This window comes from Maridesulfovibrio sp. (genome assembly GCF_965230075.1).
In the GTDB taxonomy this organism is placed as follows: domain Bacteria; phylum Desulfobacterota; class Desulfovibrionia; order Desulfovibrionales; family Desulfovibrionaceae; genus Maridesulfovibrio.
Genome location: NZ_OZ245945.1, coordinates 884,171 through 899,832, shown reverse-complemented (window position 1 = coordinate 899,832; position 15,662 = coordinate 884,171). Strand labels below are relative to the sequence as shown.

15 protein-coding genes and 1 pseudogene are annotated in these 15,662 nt (G+C 47.2%); 4 read left to right on the top strand and 12 right to left on the bottom strand.

Annotation, left to right across the window (positions count from 1 at the left end; all coding sequences use genetic code 11):
- Window positions 1–95: 95 nt before the first annotated feature.
- Entirely contained in the window at window positions 96–1,217 is a 1,122-nt protein-coding gene (locus tag ACO05Z_RS03960; RefSeq protein WP_421900721.1) for an acyltransferase family protein, read from the top strand.
- Between the two features lie 25 nt (window positions 1,218–1,242).
- Here the strand turns inward: ACO05Z_RS03960 and ACO05Z_RS03955 are convergent, their stop codons facing one another.
- Window positions 1,243–1,590, bottom strand: a complete 348-nt coding sequence (locus tag ACO05Z_RS03955) for a helix-turn-helix transcriptional regulator (RefSeq protein WP_421900719.1) — start codon at window positions 1,588–1,590, stop codon at window positions 1,243–1,245.
- A gap of 96 nt (window positions 1,591–1,686) precedes the next feature.
- Between ACO05Z_RS03955 and ACO05Z_RS03950 the strand changes: the two genes are divergently transcribed.
- Window positions 1,687–1,893: a hypothetical protein gene (locus ACO05Z_RS03950; RefSeq protein WP_421900717.1), complete on the top strand. Its 207-nt coding sequence runs from the start codon at window positions 1,687–1,689 to the stop codon at window positions 1,891–1,893.
- 41 nt (window positions 1,894–1,934) lie between these two features.
- Here ACO05Z_RS03950 and ACO05Z_RS03945 read toward each other — a convergent pair whose 3' ends face one another.
- Both ACO05Z_RS03945 and ACO05Z_RS03940 read right to left on the bottom strand, forming a co-directional pair.
- Window positions 1,935–2,786, bottom strand: a complete 852-nt coding sequence (locus ACO05Z_RS03945) for a uridine kinase (RefSeq protein WP_421900715.1) — start codon at window positions 2,784–2,786, stop codon at window positions 1,935–1,937.
- A 70-nt stretch (window positions 2,787–2,856) separates the two neighbouring features.
- On the bottom strand, window positions 2,857–4,050 hold the full coding sequence (locus ACO05Z_RS03940) for a putative sulfate/molybdate transporter (protein WP_421900713.1): 1,194 nt from the start codon (window positions 4,048–4,050) through the stop codon (window positions 2,857–2,859).
- Window positions 4,051–4,417: 367 nt separating this feature from the next.
- On the opposite strand from ACO05Z_RS03940, the gene ACO05Z_RS03935 reads away from it, so the two are divergent.
- Window positions 4,418–5,155 (top strand): hypothetical protein, encoded by a 738-nt coding sequence (locus ACO05Z_RS03935; RefSeq protein ID WP_421900711.1) that lies wholly within the window; start codon window positions 4,418–4,420, stop codon window positions 5,153–5,155.
- 89 nt (window positions 5,156–5,244) lie between these two features.
- On the opposite strand, the gene prxU is transcribed toward ACO05Z_RS03935, so the two are convergent.
- The 6 genes and pseudogenes from prxU to ACO05Z_RS03905 form a co-directional block, all read right to left on the bottom strand.
- Window positions 5,245–5,967, bottom strand: coding sequence for a thioredoxin-dependent peroxiredoxin (prxU, locus tag ACO05Z_RS03930; RefSeq protein ID WP_421900709.1), 723 nt, complete (start codon window positions 5,965–5,967; stop codon window positions 5,245–5,247).
- A gap of 145 nt (window positions 5,968–6,112) precedes the next feature.
- Window positions 6,113–6,982 (bottom strand): hypothetical protein, encoded by an 870-nt coding sequence (locus tag ACO05Z_RS03925; protein ID WP_421900707.1) that lies wholly within the window; start codon window positions 6,980–6,982, stop codon window positions 6,113–6,115.
- Window positions 6,983–7,111: 129 nt separating this feature from the next.
- A complete protein-coding gene (locus ACO05Z_RS03920; RefSeq protein WP_421900705.1) occupies window positions 7,112–7,387 on the bottom strand; it encodes a hypothetical protein in 276 nt (91 codons plus the stop codon).
- Window positions 7,388–7,456: 69 nt separating this feature from the next.
- The gene (locus tag ACO05Z_RS03915; protein ID WP_421900703.1) at window positions 7,457–7,930 is read right to left on the bottom strand and encodes a methylglyoxal synthase; all 474 of its coding nucleotides are present in this window, start codon (window positions 7,928–7,930) and stop codon (window positions 7,457–7,459) included.
- Between the two features lie 160 nt (window positions 7,931–8,090).
- A pseudogene (locus ACO05Z_RS03910) lies at window positions 8,091–8,399 on the bottom strand (Spx/MgsR family RNA polymerase-binding regulatory protein); the annotation flags it as partial.
- A gap of 132 nt (window positions 8,400–8,531) precedes the next feature.
- Window positions 8,532–9,272: a glycosyltransferase family 2 protein gene (locus ACO05Z_RS03905; RefSeq protein WP_421900701.1), complete on the bottom strand. Its 741-nt coding sequence runs from the start codon at window positions 9,270–9,272 to the stop codon at window positions 8,532–8,534.
- Window positions 9,273–9,354: 82 nt separating this feature from the next.
- Between ACO05Z_RS03905 and ACO05Z_RS03900 the strand changes: the two genes are divergently transcribed.
- A complete protein-coding gene (locus ACO05Z_RS03900) occupies window positions 9,355–10,998 on the top strand; it encodes a glycosyltransferase (protein ID WP_421900699.1) in 1,644 nt (547 codons plus the stop codon).
- Window positions 10,999–11,055: 57 nt separating this feature from the next.
- Here the strand turns inward: ACO05Z_RS03900 and ACO05Z_RS03895 are convergent, their stop codons facing one another.
- From ACO05Z_RS03895 to ACO05Z_RS03885, 3 genes are all read right to left on the bottom strand, one after another.
- Window positions 11,056–13,077, bottom strand: coding sequence for a methyl-accepting chemotaxis protein (locus ACO05Z_RS03895; RefSeq protein WP_421900697.1), 2,022 nt, complete (start codon window positions 13,075–13,077; stop codon window positions 11,056–11,058).
- Window positions 13,078–13,320: 243 nt separating this feature from the next.
- Window positions 13,321–13,941 carry a flavodoxin family protein gene (locus ACO05Z_RS03890; protein ID WP_421900695.1) on the bottom strand — a complete coding sequence of 207 codons (621 nt, stop codon included), beginning with the start codon at window positions 13,939–13,941 and terminating at the stop codon, window positions 13,321–13,323.
- A gap of 169 nt (window positions 13,942–14,110) precedes the next feature.
- The gene (locus ACO05Z_RS03885) at window positions 14,111–15,586 is read right to left on the bottom strand and encodes an adenylate/guanylate cyclase domain-containing protein (protein ID WP_421900693.1); all 1,476 of its coding nucleotides are present in this window, start codon (window positions 15,584–15,586) and stop codon (window positions 14,111–14,113) included.
- Window positions 15,587–15,662 lie beyond the last annotated feature (76 nt).

Here is a 15,662-nt window from a genome sequence, read left to right as displayed (position 1 = left end):
AAAACAGACTTACTCCTCTCTTCTGCAAATCGTAGTCAACCAGAGACTGGCATGGTATCGTATACCATCCGTGCTAACGCCGGGAGGAAAAGCCTATGATAAACGCCAAGGGCAAGTCTGTAACCGGATCAAGTTTAATATCAGGGACAAGTGCGCGCTACGCATACCTTGACAACATCAAGTGGACTCTTGCTGTTCTGGTCATCCTGCATCATTCTGCGGCTATAGCCGGACTTGATCCATTTGCTATAAATCTTCCTCATGTTCTCCCCTCAGGACATTATCAATACAGTATTCTCGGAACCTTTCAATCTGTGAACCAAGGCTTTTTCATGAGCCTGTTCTTCTTTATCTCGGCATACTTTGTCAGACCTTCATTTTCCAAAAAAAGGGCGTGGGGATTAATGAAAGGCAAACTAAAACGGTTAGGTATTCCCACTGTTCTGACCATACTCTTGATTGATCCGGTCGCACTTTACATCGCCCGGGACAATTCCTTCCGCGATGCCATGCAGCAGGTTGTGCAGTTGTACGCAGACATGCTGAAGTCTTGGAATTTGACCATGGGCGTGACTTGGTTCTGCTGGTCACTGATCGTGTTCAATGCTGTCTATGTAGTCGTGAAGATGCTTATTCCACCGGACAAAAAACCGGCATCGCCCACTCCTCTACCTGCCTTTACGAATATACTGTTGTTCGCAACGATCATGATCCCTATAAACTTCCTTGCGCTGCACCTGATGAACATGCTCGGAAAGGATTTTCTGGGATTTCACCTCTTAAAATACTTCCCCATGTATATCGCCATGTTTTATTTCGGCCTTCTGGCGCATAAAAACCAATGGCTTGACCAACTGACCTTCAAACATGCCTTCAGCTGGATTGTTATATGGCTCCTTGCAAGAATCTTCTTAAATCCGCTATCCGAAATGGCCTGCCGTCCTTACGAGGTCATCGGGATGAGTTTTTTTCTTCTGTACAGCTACAAAGTGCTGTTTAATAGCACCACAAAGTGGTCGAAGCATCTTTCACGAACGGCTTATGCCGCCTACGTCATTCAAGTCATCCCATTGTGCCTGATCGGCAAGTTTTACGAACCGCATATGACACAATTCCCTCTGGTCAACTTCATGCTGATCGGCACTTCTGGAGTAATCGCCACTTTCGCTTTGGCCCACTGTATCTGCAAAACACCGGGCCTGAAACGGCTGTTTTGACGTGATTGCCATAAATAATCCGTCCCTACTTACCTTTCCGGTAACGGGTAATAAAATTGTCCAACGCATCACGCTGGCGTTCCATATGGATTATCCAAGCTTCCAGAATCTCCAGACCTTCCGGGGTGACGGCATAAACACGCTTTGCAGGCCCGTCACCCTCTGCATCCCATTTTGATTCCACCAATCCTTCTTCATCCATCTGGCGCAGATGACGGTAGATCATTCCGGGAGGCGCTTCACCGCGCAAAAAACCATACCCGCTAATGGTCTGAATTAACTCATAACCATACGAAGGTCCTGACCTTAGTGCCATCAGAAGTGATGGCTGTACATATCTTTGGGGCTTGCCCCCGCCTGCCTTTTTCGACATTTCTCACCTGTTCTTCTTGACTATATGTTCTTAGAGGATATATATCTAGTATAGACGAATATCCATAAAGACACAATAAACGCAGAGGAGGGCTCTATGAAAATTTTCGTAAGGGAAAGAGTTAAGGCCACAGATGGCGACAAGAGACCCCGTTACCGCGTAGTCGGTGTACAGGGTGAAGGTCTGACCATGAAGGTCAAGCGCATCCGTAAGTGTGAGCTTAGAGAAATTGCTAAGCACACCGGAGCTGAGATCGTTTATCTGGAACGTGACGGCAAGGGAAGCGAAGGCAAGAGAAGCTAAAAAAAACGGGGAGCAGTTATGAAACTGCTCCCCGTTTTAATTTAATCCTTGTAAACAATAGTTCCGACATGTTCCCCGCGCAATGCGGCATGTACGGACTCCGGATCACGGAGTACATCAATAATCTGGAACTGCTTGAGAGTCTTGGCATTTTTGAGGAAGGTCAGTACGGCCCGCTCAACGATAAGATCATCAAGGTCCATCTCAATCAGCTCATCAACGTGGATACGGTCGTAGAACTTGAGGGTTTCACGATCCTTGGCCTTTTTAGGATCATCCTCGTAAAGTCCTTTTTCGTCCTTCAGATAGATAACTGACTTAGCACCGATGTTTTCCGCCAGCAGGAAAGCTCCGGAATCTGTGCGGTGCGGCGGAATGGAACCGACTTCAGCCGGATGCTCAAAAAATCCGTAAGGCGGAATCCCGGTGGTAATGGGCAGGTAACCGAGCTGGCAATACATGTTCAGCTGCTCAAGGTGGTCACCGTGTCCGATCTTTACGCCGCCGCGCTTGGCCAGCAGCACTGAAAGCATTTCCGCATTCTGCCAGGAAACCTTGTCGCCCAGCTTGGAAAGAACCCCGGTGGGCATGCCCAGATCAACACCGATATTGTATACGTGGCGGGCACGGGTACCGCCTCCGGTCATGAGCAGGATCTTATGCTTTTCTTTAGCTTTGACCAATTCGTCAAGAATAGGCAGCAGGGCATTTGCACCGCGGTCCATAATGGACTGACCACCGATCTTGAGCACATTTACATCGGGCTGCATGTGGAAATATTTATCAGCCTCGGTATTGCGCAGGCAATCCTTACCAACAAGAGATTCACCCAGCAGCTTGGTTTCTATATGCAGACGGCCCTTTTCGCCTTCTTCCTTAATCAATTTACCCATAAGAACCTCCGTTTTATCAGTATTGTCATCCCTGAGGACTGCGGGATGATTAAGTGTAAACTATTCACAACTATTGTGACACCTTAAACCTTGAAAAAATAACACTCAGCAGAATCCCGGCTCCAAAGGCCCATGCGAGATTCGAAAGAAGGGTAATGGCCAGCATGACTGCAACCACGGCCTGCGCTGACCTTGTAGTCATATCACGCATAGCCAATACCAGCTGAACCCCGGCGAAAACCAGTAAGACACCGAGCACGCCCATGGGTATAAGTTGCAGGACCTTTACTGATCCAGCCCCGAAACCTATTGCCAGCAGCACGAACAAAACCCCGATGATCAGGTTGGAACCACAAGTCCTGGCCCCAAAACGATAATGAGCTGCCAGCCCCCCTGCTCCGTGGCAGAGCGGCATTCCCCCCACCAGCGCGGCAAAACCATTGGCGATGCCCATGCTCATGCACAAAGCCCGATCAGTGACCCGGCGGCTCTCAGTGCCGAAATATTCATGACTCAAGTCCCGGTTGGCAATAACCGCATTGCCCAGAGTCATAGGAATCTGAGGCAGCACCAAAGCCAGCAAGGCAAAAGAAAAATCATCCGCCGTGGGAAAACCGAAAGGCATGAATTGCGGCAGATGGAAACCAAAACGGAGTTCAGCCAAGCCCTGCCAAGCTCCGAGCAATCCCCCTAAAAGCGCACCGAAACCCACAACTACAAGTCCGGCGGGGAATTTTTTGCTGTTGATTAAGATCAAAGTAACTATTCCGAAGAGGACTCCAAAGACCGCACTTAGCGGCAGAGGCCCCAAAGATTGTACGTCCAAAAACGGCTCAACCTTACCCTGTGCGGCTTGCAAAGTACTAGTCCCGGCCGCAAGGTAAACTCCTTTCAGGAGCAGCAATATCCCGGTTGAAACCTGAACCCCGCGTATAACAGGCAACGGAATAAGCTTTGCTGCCTTTTTCACCAGCCCGCTTGCACCGAGAAAGAACATGAGCACGGCAATTATATATCCAGACCCGGTAATCACTGTAGGACTGAGTGACTGGGCAATGGCATAGGCTGAAACAACCTTCATAGGCTGCACTGCAATAGGCACTCGATAGTACATCCCACCGATGATGTAGAATAGCCCGACCGAGAGAAAGAGTCCGGTAGCTGAAAGCCCGTTGACCATGATCATAGCAAAGGCCAATGGCAGCAAAGCCCCTAAATCACCGACCGCCCCGGCCCACTCCATTCTGTTGAAACTGATACGCACAGCAACTCCTATTCATGTCAGCTGGTTAACTATTACTGTATTATGTAATAAATTCACAACGATTTTAAAAGCTGACAGTACGGACATAATTATAATTAATTAAATCTTTTTACTGCATCCCCAAAATAGTGCTTCATGAACTGTCAATGCTGTTCGGTTACCATTTTGATTTTGTGTTGCTCAACCTTTTAAAAATACGTTACTTTAACCCATGTCTTATTGATTAGACTATGAGATATTGTACGCAGTCTCATTAGTACTTTTCATTTTTTTATTAAGAAACTGTGGGTTGAATTCTATGAAGGTTGCTTATTTTTCTCTGCTGCTAGCATTCTTGATTCCAAACATTGTTTTCGCAGAAAGCAAGGTGATTTCGCATACGCATACCTACACCCTTGGGGATAACGATTCCAAACGGGATGGGCGTGCAATATGTTTTCTGGAAGCCAAACGTATGCTTATAGAGAAGGCCGGGGTTTTGATCAGGAGTCATACTCAGGTTGAAAGCGGTACGCTAAACAAAGATGAAATCAACAGCTACACAGCAGCCCTAGTAAAGGTTCAAAACGCAGAAGAAAGATGGTCCTTGAGCAACTCCGGCTCCATGACGGTAACCATGAAGGTCAGGGCTGTGTTAGATACGGACGATATTCAATCCCGCTTGCAGGAAATTCAACAAAACAGCACATATAAAGACGATCTTCTTAAGCACCAGAAAAGGGTTGAGGCATTAGAGAGGCAGATAGAGGAAATGCAGGCTAAACTGGATAATGCAAACCTCTACGATGCTGCCGAACTGCGAAAGGAGCGAGTTACTGCTTTTGGTGGAATTGAGGGCAAGCCAAGACCACCGCGTGTTCCAGATGGTGAATTTAAACCGAAAAAATTTCCCCCAGAGATGCGGCATATTGGCCCCGGTGATCCAAAAGCAAAAGTATTTGCGTTGCTTGGCAGGCCCCATCGGCTTATCCCAGACCGCAAAGGCAGAACGCGCCCTTGCCTCAGCTATGGAAGATTCTCCATAAGAATAGACAGAGAGTCGCCTACACGCCATGTGCTGGGAGTTTACGATGGGCCTGATTGCAGGGGGCCACGAATCAGGTAAGGGAGAACTGTTTTAATAATAAATTGTCGGAAAAATGCCCGGACAGCTAAAGCTGTCCGGGCATAGTATCATCAAAGTAATTAGTGGCCTTAATCTTCAAAGGCCATGGAAACTTTCCAAGCTTCCCAGACTTTACCTACCAACTCAGGACCGGGGCTCAGTACTGTTTTGCCGGGTTTCCAACCCGAGGGGCAAACCTCGGCAGCACCAGTTGCTCTCACGTGCTGGTATGCCTGAATCTGACGCAGGGTTTCAGATACATTACGGCCTACAGGCGGAGTCAGAACTTCATAGCCGACGATAACGCCGTCAGGATCAATGAGAAAACGCCCACGGATATCCACACCGGAATTTTCATCATAAACGCCGTACATTTCACCAACTTTACCGCCACCGTCGGAAAGCATGGGGAACGGAACCTTACCGGCTGTGATCATTTTTGAAAGCTCGTCATATTCCCACATTTTGTGGACAAAGACGCTGTCTGTGCTCATGGAGAGAACCTGAACGCCAAGAGCTTCAAATTCAGCATGTTTTTCGGCGACCGCCGAAATTTCGGTTGCTCAGACAAAGGTGAAGTCACCGGGGTAGAAGCAGAGCACTACCCACTTACCAGCATAATCGGAGAGTTTAACTTCTTTGAACCCGCCATCCTGATAAGCCATTGCGGAAAAATCAGGGGCTTTCTGTCCAGCTTTAATCATGTTTCCTGCTCCCTTATTTGTTTCGGAGGTTACAGTTTCAACTTCAGGCTGCACTTCTTCGGCCGTGCTACCGGCAGGCTTTGAGCAGCCAGCTTGTACTTTACTCATATTTAATTCCTCCAATTGGTATTGAGACCTTTATATCATCTCACCTTATCAGTAGGAAGTCTTTTTATCATAAAAGCTGATACTTTTTTTTAATCATAAAAAAAGGGATGTCCCATCCAGGACATCCCTTTGATTTAACTTAAACTTAATTTATTTTACGGAAATATTGCTTATAGCTGTCATCTATCCCTTCAATGAAAGGGTTATCTATCTCTAGAAACTTTACATTTTCAAAATCAGCAAACTCAAGACTGGTTGAATATTTATCCTGCCATAAGCGCATCAGGGAACCGTCATTATAGGCCAACACCAAACCTTCATACACACGTCTGGCTGCCATCTTATTCCTCTTATGAGTAAAGAAAAAACGTGGAAGAGGATAATAAAGTCCTACCTTCCTATTCAGACAAAGGCCGTCCAAATCCTGATGTGCCTTATACTCTTCCTCTACTTCATTTATCCCACGGGAAAACAGATCAAATCTTGCTTTTACCACCATCTGAAACAGACTTTCATACTTAGGAACAATAACCACTTTAAAGCCTGCTTCGGTCAGTATTTCATTATCCAGCCAGCCGAACCCCTGACCAATACTGAATTTCTTTAATCTATCCAGAGAATCAACACCATTCAACTCACTATTCACGCCTTCGGAAACAAAAAACATTCTATAACCGACAATTCCCAGATCTATTGGAAATGGAGCATATGCAAAATCACTGCAATGTTGCTCAGAGGCGGAAAGTTTGAACATTGGATTTTCCATCATTCTTTCCCGCATAGCGGAAATTCCCCGAGCAAAATTCATTACCGGACTTGGGACCAACTTATAATCGCCCCAAGTGTCCTTAGTTTTATCCAAAGCAAGCTTCAACACTGCGTTATCATATTCATAGCGCTTATCATTGGAGCTTTCAGGAGCACGATAGGTGAATACAGTTACATCGGCAGATGCAATGCTTACAAAAGCAAAGCATAGAAAAAGAATAGCAATCCAAACAAATTTTCCTTTCATAAAAACACCATCTTCCAATCAGCATTATTTAGGTGCAATTATGATACGATTCTCTCCCTTAAAGCAATACAAAATAAAAAAAGCCGCCCGTAAACGGACAGCTTTTAAATAAACTATTCAACTTGCTTTCTACCACGGCATTGGATCAGGCAGGATCACATCATCGGAGTAATCGTATTGGTCGAACTGCTCCGAAAACCAGTCAAAAAATTCAAAATAAGGAAAAATCTTACGACCGGCCTCAACCTTATCCAGAGCCTTATCACCACTTACATCGATCTTCTTGGAATCAAGAGCCATGATGGGGACGAGGTCGTCTGGGCAAACATAGGCCACATTGCCGACCACATAGTAGCGGATATCATATTCTTTGTAGGTAACTTTCTTCACATCAGTCTTACTCATAAACACCTCACGCTTGATCTCATTAAATTCAAGTGGTCATAAATCAAATGAGACGAGCGCACAACCCAGCTAAAGCTTGCGCTGAGTGTAAGCGCTAAAATCCGTTTCCTTACGCTGAAACTCCCCTTCGAAAAAGGGAGAGGAAATCAGGAATTCCGCAGTGGAACGGTTACTTGCAGTGGGAATATTGTAAAGAACGGCCAGGCGCAGCAGAGCCTTAACATCGACATCATGGGGCTGCGGCTGCATGGGGTCCCAGAAGAAGATCAGCACATCAATCTTGCCTTCGGAAATCATGGCCCCTAACTGCTGGTCACCGCCCAGAGGACCGGACTTCATCCTGTTAACGGGCTTGAAGTCATACCCCTCACCCTTCTTCTGCGCTGCCCTATCCTTGATCATTTTCTCGACCAGCCCCCCGGTAGTTCCGGTGGCTACAAGGTTGTGCCGGGAAAGGATGTTGTGGTTGCAATCAACAAAATCAAGCAACTCGTTCTTGCAGTTGTCATGTGCAACCACAGCTATATTCTTTACCTTACTCATGGCAGTCATCCTTTTAAATTTAAAGGTATTTATTTACGGACACTATGACATGGCAAATGGTAAATGTCACTGGCACTATGTTGAGAATAGGAAAAGAAAGGTGTCATAAAAAAGGCTGCTGAAATTTCAGCAGCCCATTCAGAACTAATAAAGTCATCGGCTAAAAGCGCTCTTCCCATTCCTTAAGCTTAAAACCGATGAGTACAAAATCATCAGCCACAAGCACGGGACGTTTGCAAAGCATGCCGTCAGCTGAAATAAGCTCAAAGAGCTCAGCATCACTCATAGCATCAATGGTGTCTTTCAGCCCCATTTCCTTATATTTCTTGCCGTTGGTATTTACGAACTTCTTCTTATCCACCCCGGCAATCTTCTGCCATGCAAGAAATTCGTCTTTGGTCGGGGTTTCTTTAACTATGTGGCGGATAGTGAAATCAATACCTTTTTCCTCAAGCCAAGCCTTGGCTTTGCGGGAAGTGGTTCAACTGGGATAATGTACTAAAATCATGACATATCATCTCCGTCTGATGGTTGCGGATAATTCATATTACCAGACCTATCAATAACACAGATGTAAGGTAGCTACAATTATAGAGAAAACTTAAAAAGCTCGAAAATCACGGCAGGACGCCAATTCTTGTTTGAGCACATCTTCATAATTATCTCCAAGACGGTCAGCCATATACTTGTGCTGGGTCTCGGCTGCGATGGCTAAGAAACCTTCAACTTTCTTGGCAGTACTGTGGTAGATATGGCGGATTGTAACCTGATGATCGACCACCACTGGAAATCCGGCCCGGTGCAGCGCCAGAGAATTCCAGACATCCACCCCATAGCCGTAGATGTTTCCTTCATAATCCAAGCCACCTATTTTATTCAGACATTCGATGTTGAACAACGGAGAAATTCCGTCAATATAAGGGACAAGGGAATATTGTACACCCGGCTTCTCTATCATTTGAGGGTGGTAAGGACTGCGGTGGGTGGCCGGGGAATAAACCCCGATGGGACCGATCTTGGCATCCAGATGTTCTAAACGTTTCCATGCCTTGAGAATATGCGGGGGCTTTGAGCCGAACCATATATCATTATTCAAGAACCAGAGGTGGGTGTAGCCCCGGCTTTCAAATTCCTTGAGACAATAATCCAGTGCCCCGGCCCAATAAAGATTATCGTCGAGCCTGCGCCACGCTCCGGCAAAAGGTTCCGGCGCATGGTTATCAAGCACGTAAATATGCTCCGCCCACTTGGGATCGGACTGCTCGAGCTGTTCTTTAACCCTTGAAGTAAGGGCCGGATCACCATAATGCAGGATAACAAGCGCCAACCGTCTGTCTGCCACAGCAAACTCCTTGCAATGAATAAGGATTAACTAGTAAAGGAACACTCTAGAAGTAATTAACAATTCCATCAAGGGCAGTATCATGGACACATTCTGGAACAGTCTTCCCCGTGAACTTGCGGAGAAACTTCTGGCCGGGGGCGTAGGCCGCACCCATTTGACCGCTATCGGCTACAAATGCATTGAACTGAGCAAAAATGATCCCGCAAACCGTGACTTATTCATCAAGCTGGCCTTTGAAACCCTGCTTTCCGCATGGTGCCATGATCCCCTGAACCTGCAAAGCGCACAACTGCAACAGAACCTCATGGGGCAGGAAGGCCCTAATTCGCCCATGGGCAAAATGCTGGCCCGCATTGTGGAAGAATCACATAAAGAAGACTTCAGCACACAGGAAAAACGCTTACGCAGTTTGATCAGCCGCGAACGTTATGAACAGGCTGCGGAATTGTTAAACCAATTTCTTGACGAATCCCCCGCATCCCTCGCCCTGCTGAAGATTTCCAAAGAACTCTACGAAGCCACAGGTGAAGAGCAGTTCCTCAATGCATCCTTACGCTTGTTGGAGAATATTGATTTCAGTTCCATGGAACCGCTGCATGACTTCCTTTCCGCAAATCTGGCATTCGCTCAAGGTCAATATGAACAGGCTGCCGCAAACTATGAAAAAGCCTACAATACTGGCTCATTTCCCGAAGCCCTGCCACGGCTGGCTGAATGCCTGCTGCGCATGGGCAACCGCGCTGAAGCGATTAGGCTTTACCGGCAGGACACTGAAGCACGTCCGTGGCGGATCAATACCCTGTTGCGCACAGCGGATCTGATAAACGAAACCGACCTGCAAAGCTGCCCTCCTCCGGGCAAAGTGGCAATCCTCATCTACAGCTACAACAAAGCCAAGGAATTAAACGCCACTCTTGAAGCGGTATTCGCTGCTGAATATGAAAACACTTTTCTGGCTGTGCTGGATAATGGCAGCAATGACGGAACTGCTGAAGTCATCGACAAATGGGAAGCTGTATCTAAAGAACGTCCCGATCTACCCATGGTCCGTTTTGACTTGCACGTAAACATAGGTGCTCCTGCGGCCCGCAACTGGTTACTCTTCCATCCCCAGATTGCCGAGGCTGACTTTGCCGCCTTTCTTGATGATGACGCCCTGCCCCCGCAGGACTGGCTGCTCAAGCTGGGAGCAGCAATAAAGAATTACCCGGAAGCCGGAGTCTGGGGCTGCAAGGTTGTGGACGGCCCCAACCCGCGCAAGCTGCAAAGCATAGACCTGCACATCAAAAATGAAAACGGTACGGACGGTCCGCAACTGCGTACAACCGATATCCAGCTCCAGACCATGGATTACGGCCAATTTGATTATATGCGCCCCTGCGGCTCAGTAACCGGATGCTGCCACATCATGCGTTTGGCTGATCTTGATAAAACAGACGGATTCGACATCCGTTTCTCCCCTTCCCAGTTCGATGACCTTGACCGCGATTTACGACTTTGCTTACAAAAAACAGTTCCGGTATACCAAGGTCACTTACGGGTCCGGCATTTGAAGAGGACCGGGGCTGCCGGGGCTACCAACAAGAAAGCGGCTGCCATCCAGATCGGAAACCAGTCACGGTTGGACATGAAATACTCATCCCTTGAAGCCCGAGACATCAGCAATGCCGACTATGAAGCGACCCTTGCCGATGTGCTGGAAAAAGAAAAAATAGTGCAATAATAAAAAGGTCTCCGGGAACATTCCGGAGACCTTTTTAATTATCTACTGAATCCTACTTTAGAACTTTTCAAAATCACTATCATCGGCCTCCATATCCAAACTAAGCCCGCCCATGTCGGAAGTCTGGGCTGCAGCTACAGGCTTAGGAGCCGGAGCTGCGGGGGCAGACGGAGGAGGAGGGGCAACGGAAGCTTGCTGCACTGGCGGCTCAACAGGGGGGGCGCTGACAGGCAGTGCTCTGGGCTGTGAATAAGCGGAGCTTCCGTAACCGCTCACCTTAAAGAAGGACATGGTGTTTTCCAGCAATGCACTCTGGGAAGAAAGTTCCTCACTGGTGGAGGCCATTTCCTCAGAGGCTGAAGCGTTCTGTTGAATCACCGAATCAAGCTGGGTAATAGCCTTGCTGATCTGCTCCGCACCGGAATTCTGTTCAGTACTGGCCGAAGATATTTCCTGCACCAGTTCTGCGGTTTTCTGAATATTCGGCACCAGATTATCAAGCATGTCTCCGGCTTTTTCAGCTACGGTCACCGTAGTTGTGGAGAGCTCACTGATTTCTCCAGCAGCATTACCGCTTCGCTCGGCCAACTTACGAACCTCGGCAGCAACAACGGCAAAGCCCTTACCATGTTCCCCGGCACGTGCAGCTTCAATGGCAGCATTAAGTGCCAGCAGGTTCGTCTGGCGGGCAATTTCTTCAATAATGGAAATCTTCTCGGCAATATTCTTCATTGCTGAAACAGCCTCGGAAACAGCACCACCGCTTTCCTGTGCATCCGAAGCAGACTTAAGGGCAATATCTTCGGTAGTCTGGGCATTCAGGGTATTCTGCTTGATATTGCTGGCCATTTCCTCAATGGATGCTGAAACTTCCTCAATGGATGCAGCCTGCTCGGTAGCTCCTTGTGAAAGGCCTTCCGCAGAAGCTGAAAGCTCAGTGCTGCCGGAAGCTACATTACTTGCTCCGGCACGGACATCAGAAACAACCTGCGTGAGCTGCGCTGCCATATTTCGCATATTCCCGTAGACACCGATTGCAGGCTCAACAAACTTGAGATCCAGATCTCCGTTGGCAATGCGCTGGGCGATATCTGCAATTTCAGCCGGATCACTGCCAAGCTGCCTGTTAACAGTCCTGATGAGAAGCCCTGCTGTAGCAATACCTACTGCAAGCGCGATGAGACTGATGATGACCGCCATCATGATTGCCTGATTGTTAGCAGCCTGAAGTTTGGGCCCCAACACATCCTGATCAGCCATGACTGAAAGTTTAACGTCCTCAATATTTCTGGCGATCTCCGGCCCAATTTTATCCAGATTATTAGTTATCACATCATTACGGGCAAATATAACCTTGGTCAGACTGACAAAAGCAACCATGTATTTCTCTTTCAAGTCAATAATCTCGCCCAACAAACGACGGCGTTCAGGGTTTTGCAGACTGCGATCCAGATCTTCCAACAATGAGCTAAAATGTTCTGCCTCACTATGGACCCTATCTACTGATGCCTGCGCATTGTCATCTAAAAATTTTACTACATATAACCGGGCAAGCAGCAGATTACGCATGGCATGACCGCTTAAGACTGCTGCAGCCATATCATTATCCCGCTCTGCTGTTTCCAAAATGCGGGTTAACTTCTGCTCCATCAACGGGCCGTTTACATTCAACACATCATTTACGTATTGATTGCGTTCCACTCTAATTTTTTTTACTTTTTCAAAGTATTCCCCATATTCACGAACTTCCGCATCAGCCTTGGCAACCAGACTGGCCCGCTCGGGTTTCTGGATTTCAGTAACGGCCTCATCCATGAATCCACGCATCTTTGCGAAGTAATCGTCATATTGCTTGAGGTCCTCTTCACTACCGGTAAGGATGAAATCCTTAACATTCATACGGACCATGAGCATATTAGCCTGCAGCCGGCCACTCAGATTGGTATCCCTCGCCAATCCCCGATATTGGGTAAAACCTTCACTGGAATTTTCAAGTGCCCAGAATGAGATAACTGCTAAAATAAGTAGCAGACCTAGGACAGAACCGAAACCTAGCATTAGTTTTGCCGACAATTTCATTTTTATCCCCCCAAGAAAGCTATTGAGTGAACCTGCTAAACACGACATAAAGAGAAAACTATGAAAATGAATCATACATCAAATTCTGCTCTATTTGAAAGGGAAATAAAAAATTTTAAGACTCATACTGAAAGCGAAAATAAATCTTTCTACAACAAGCAGTTACTTACATAAGCAAATAAAAAGGTCGACTGAGAAGAACAGCCGACCTAAAAAAATCCCTATTTAATTAATCAAAAAAGCCTAACCTTCTCCGTACTGCTCCCCTGCTTTCGGAAAAGACTCCAGATGCGGTTTGATGGCCTTGCCCAGCCAATCAATGGTACGTCCAAGATGAACCATATTTGCAATGCCTTCATCGTCATCAAGGACCTCACCCTTGTTCAATCCATACCCCATATTCCAGTAAGTGGAACCGGGCATGACCATACCGTTGATCTGGTAGAGGTGGTTGATGCTGTCAAAGACGTGTGTAGCCCCGCCACGGCGCACTGCAACAGCTGCTCCGCCGATTTTTCCGTCAAACTGGCGGTCATTGGCAAGAGCCACCATACCGGCCCGGTCAATCAGTGCTTTGATTTCTGCGGACACATCAGCAAAATATGTGGGAGAACCAATGACAATTGCATCCGCACGGACCATTTTTTCATAGACTTCATTGAGCTTGTCATTATCCACAACACACTTACTGTCCTTGTTTTCCCAACATTTCATACAGGCCATGCAACCCCGTATTTTCTTACCGCCGAGCTGGTAAAGTTCAGTCTCCCAGCCAGCACTTTCAAGAGGTTCCAGAACCTTTTTCAGCAAACTTTCAGTGTTGCCGCCCTTACGGGGACTGCCGTTAATTGCAAGTACGTACATTTTTCTCTCCCTGTCTGTTCTTCGTAAATATACGGGCCCGAATTTACGGCCCCACCTTTATGTACTATGAAAACGCAAAAAAAGCGCTTGATTATTCATACGCAGATAGCAAGATTACACATCATACTTTTAGCTGAAATAGACTTCACACCAAAGGGAGAGTAATTCTTTACGGATTAGGGCTGAGCATTCGCTGCATCAGGCAACGAACGGAAACCAGGCCGGCAAACTCACCGTTCTTGGTTACGGCAATGGGATCGAAAGTGTAGCTGCCCTCACGGGACAAGGCGCTGCGGGCAACTTCTTCCAAACCGGATTCTGCTGAGAGGACCAACAATTCCTTGTCCATAACCACTGCCACCGGACGATCCAGAAATAGAGCTTTATCTGTTTCCCGACGCACGATTTCATCCATACGCCCTTTGGTAACCATGCCTACCGGTGAAAGTCCGTCCAGAACGACCAGACAGGCCCATTCACCACTGTCACGCAGCCGCAAAAGGGCATCGGAAACTTTGCTGTCGATCGAAATAGTCTGAGCAGGCCAAACCATTTCTCCCAGTGACCCTTCAATATCCTGCTCCACGGTGTCCGCCTTACCGATAACCTGATAAGTGCGGATGGAGTGCTGAATGCCTTTAACAGAAATAGGCGCACGGCCCAGACAACGAAAATCATCTTTCACCAAGGCCCATGTTTCATGGGAAATCAAAATCTGATCCGGGGGTGCATTCTGCTCCAGACGGGCAGCCACATTAACCTGCCCGCCAATAATCGTGTAATCCATGAGCTGCTTGGAACCAAAGTTGCCCACAGTGCAAAAGCCCGTATTAATTCCCATACGGATCTTAAAAGGGGTGGAGATACCAAGCTCAAACCATTCCTGCTGCATTTCCTTGATGGCATCGCGCATCTCAATAGCCATATTCAAACATGCTACGGCGTCCTCTTTATGGCCTTTGGATATAGGATCGCCAAAAAAGATCAGTACAGCATCACCGATGTATTTATCGATAGTTCCCCCATGCTTCAGGGCTATGGAAGACATGCGGTCAAGATAATTGTTCAGCAGCGCGGTCATATCCTCCGGTTCCATTCGCTCTGTTGTGGAGGTAAACCCGACGATATCGGAGAAAAAAATAGTCAACTTTTTACGCTTGGCACCGATAAGTGTATCCTGGGTACCTTCAAATATGGACTCGTAAACCTGCGGGGAAAGATACCTTCCCAATTTATCGGACAACTCGGCCAGCCTGTCAGCCTGCTCTTTCTGAACCAATGCGGATGCAACACGGCGCAGAACCATGGGAGGACTTAAGGGACGGTAGATGAAATCAAAAACACCGGAATCAAAATAACTGTACTCTTCTTCAGGACGAGTTGCCCCTGAAATCAAAAGAAGTGGAATATTACGGGTCGGTTCGCTAAGCTTGAGTTTTCTGCCCAATTCGCGGCAATCAATTTCCGGGAGGTCTGCGTCCAGAAGAATAAGATCGGGCTGCTCTTTAGCTGCAATTTCAAATAAATGAGAGCCATTCATGGCCATCAGCAGGGCATAATCATCACGCAGGATTTCCGCAAAAACATCCATTTCGGGCTTGATTCGATCAACAATAAAGATTGTCGGACGGTTCCTTCTCTGCATGATAATTCTCCTTTTCCAACCTGCCTTTCAAACAATCCTACCCAACTGCTAATAATATTAAAACAAAAATATTAGT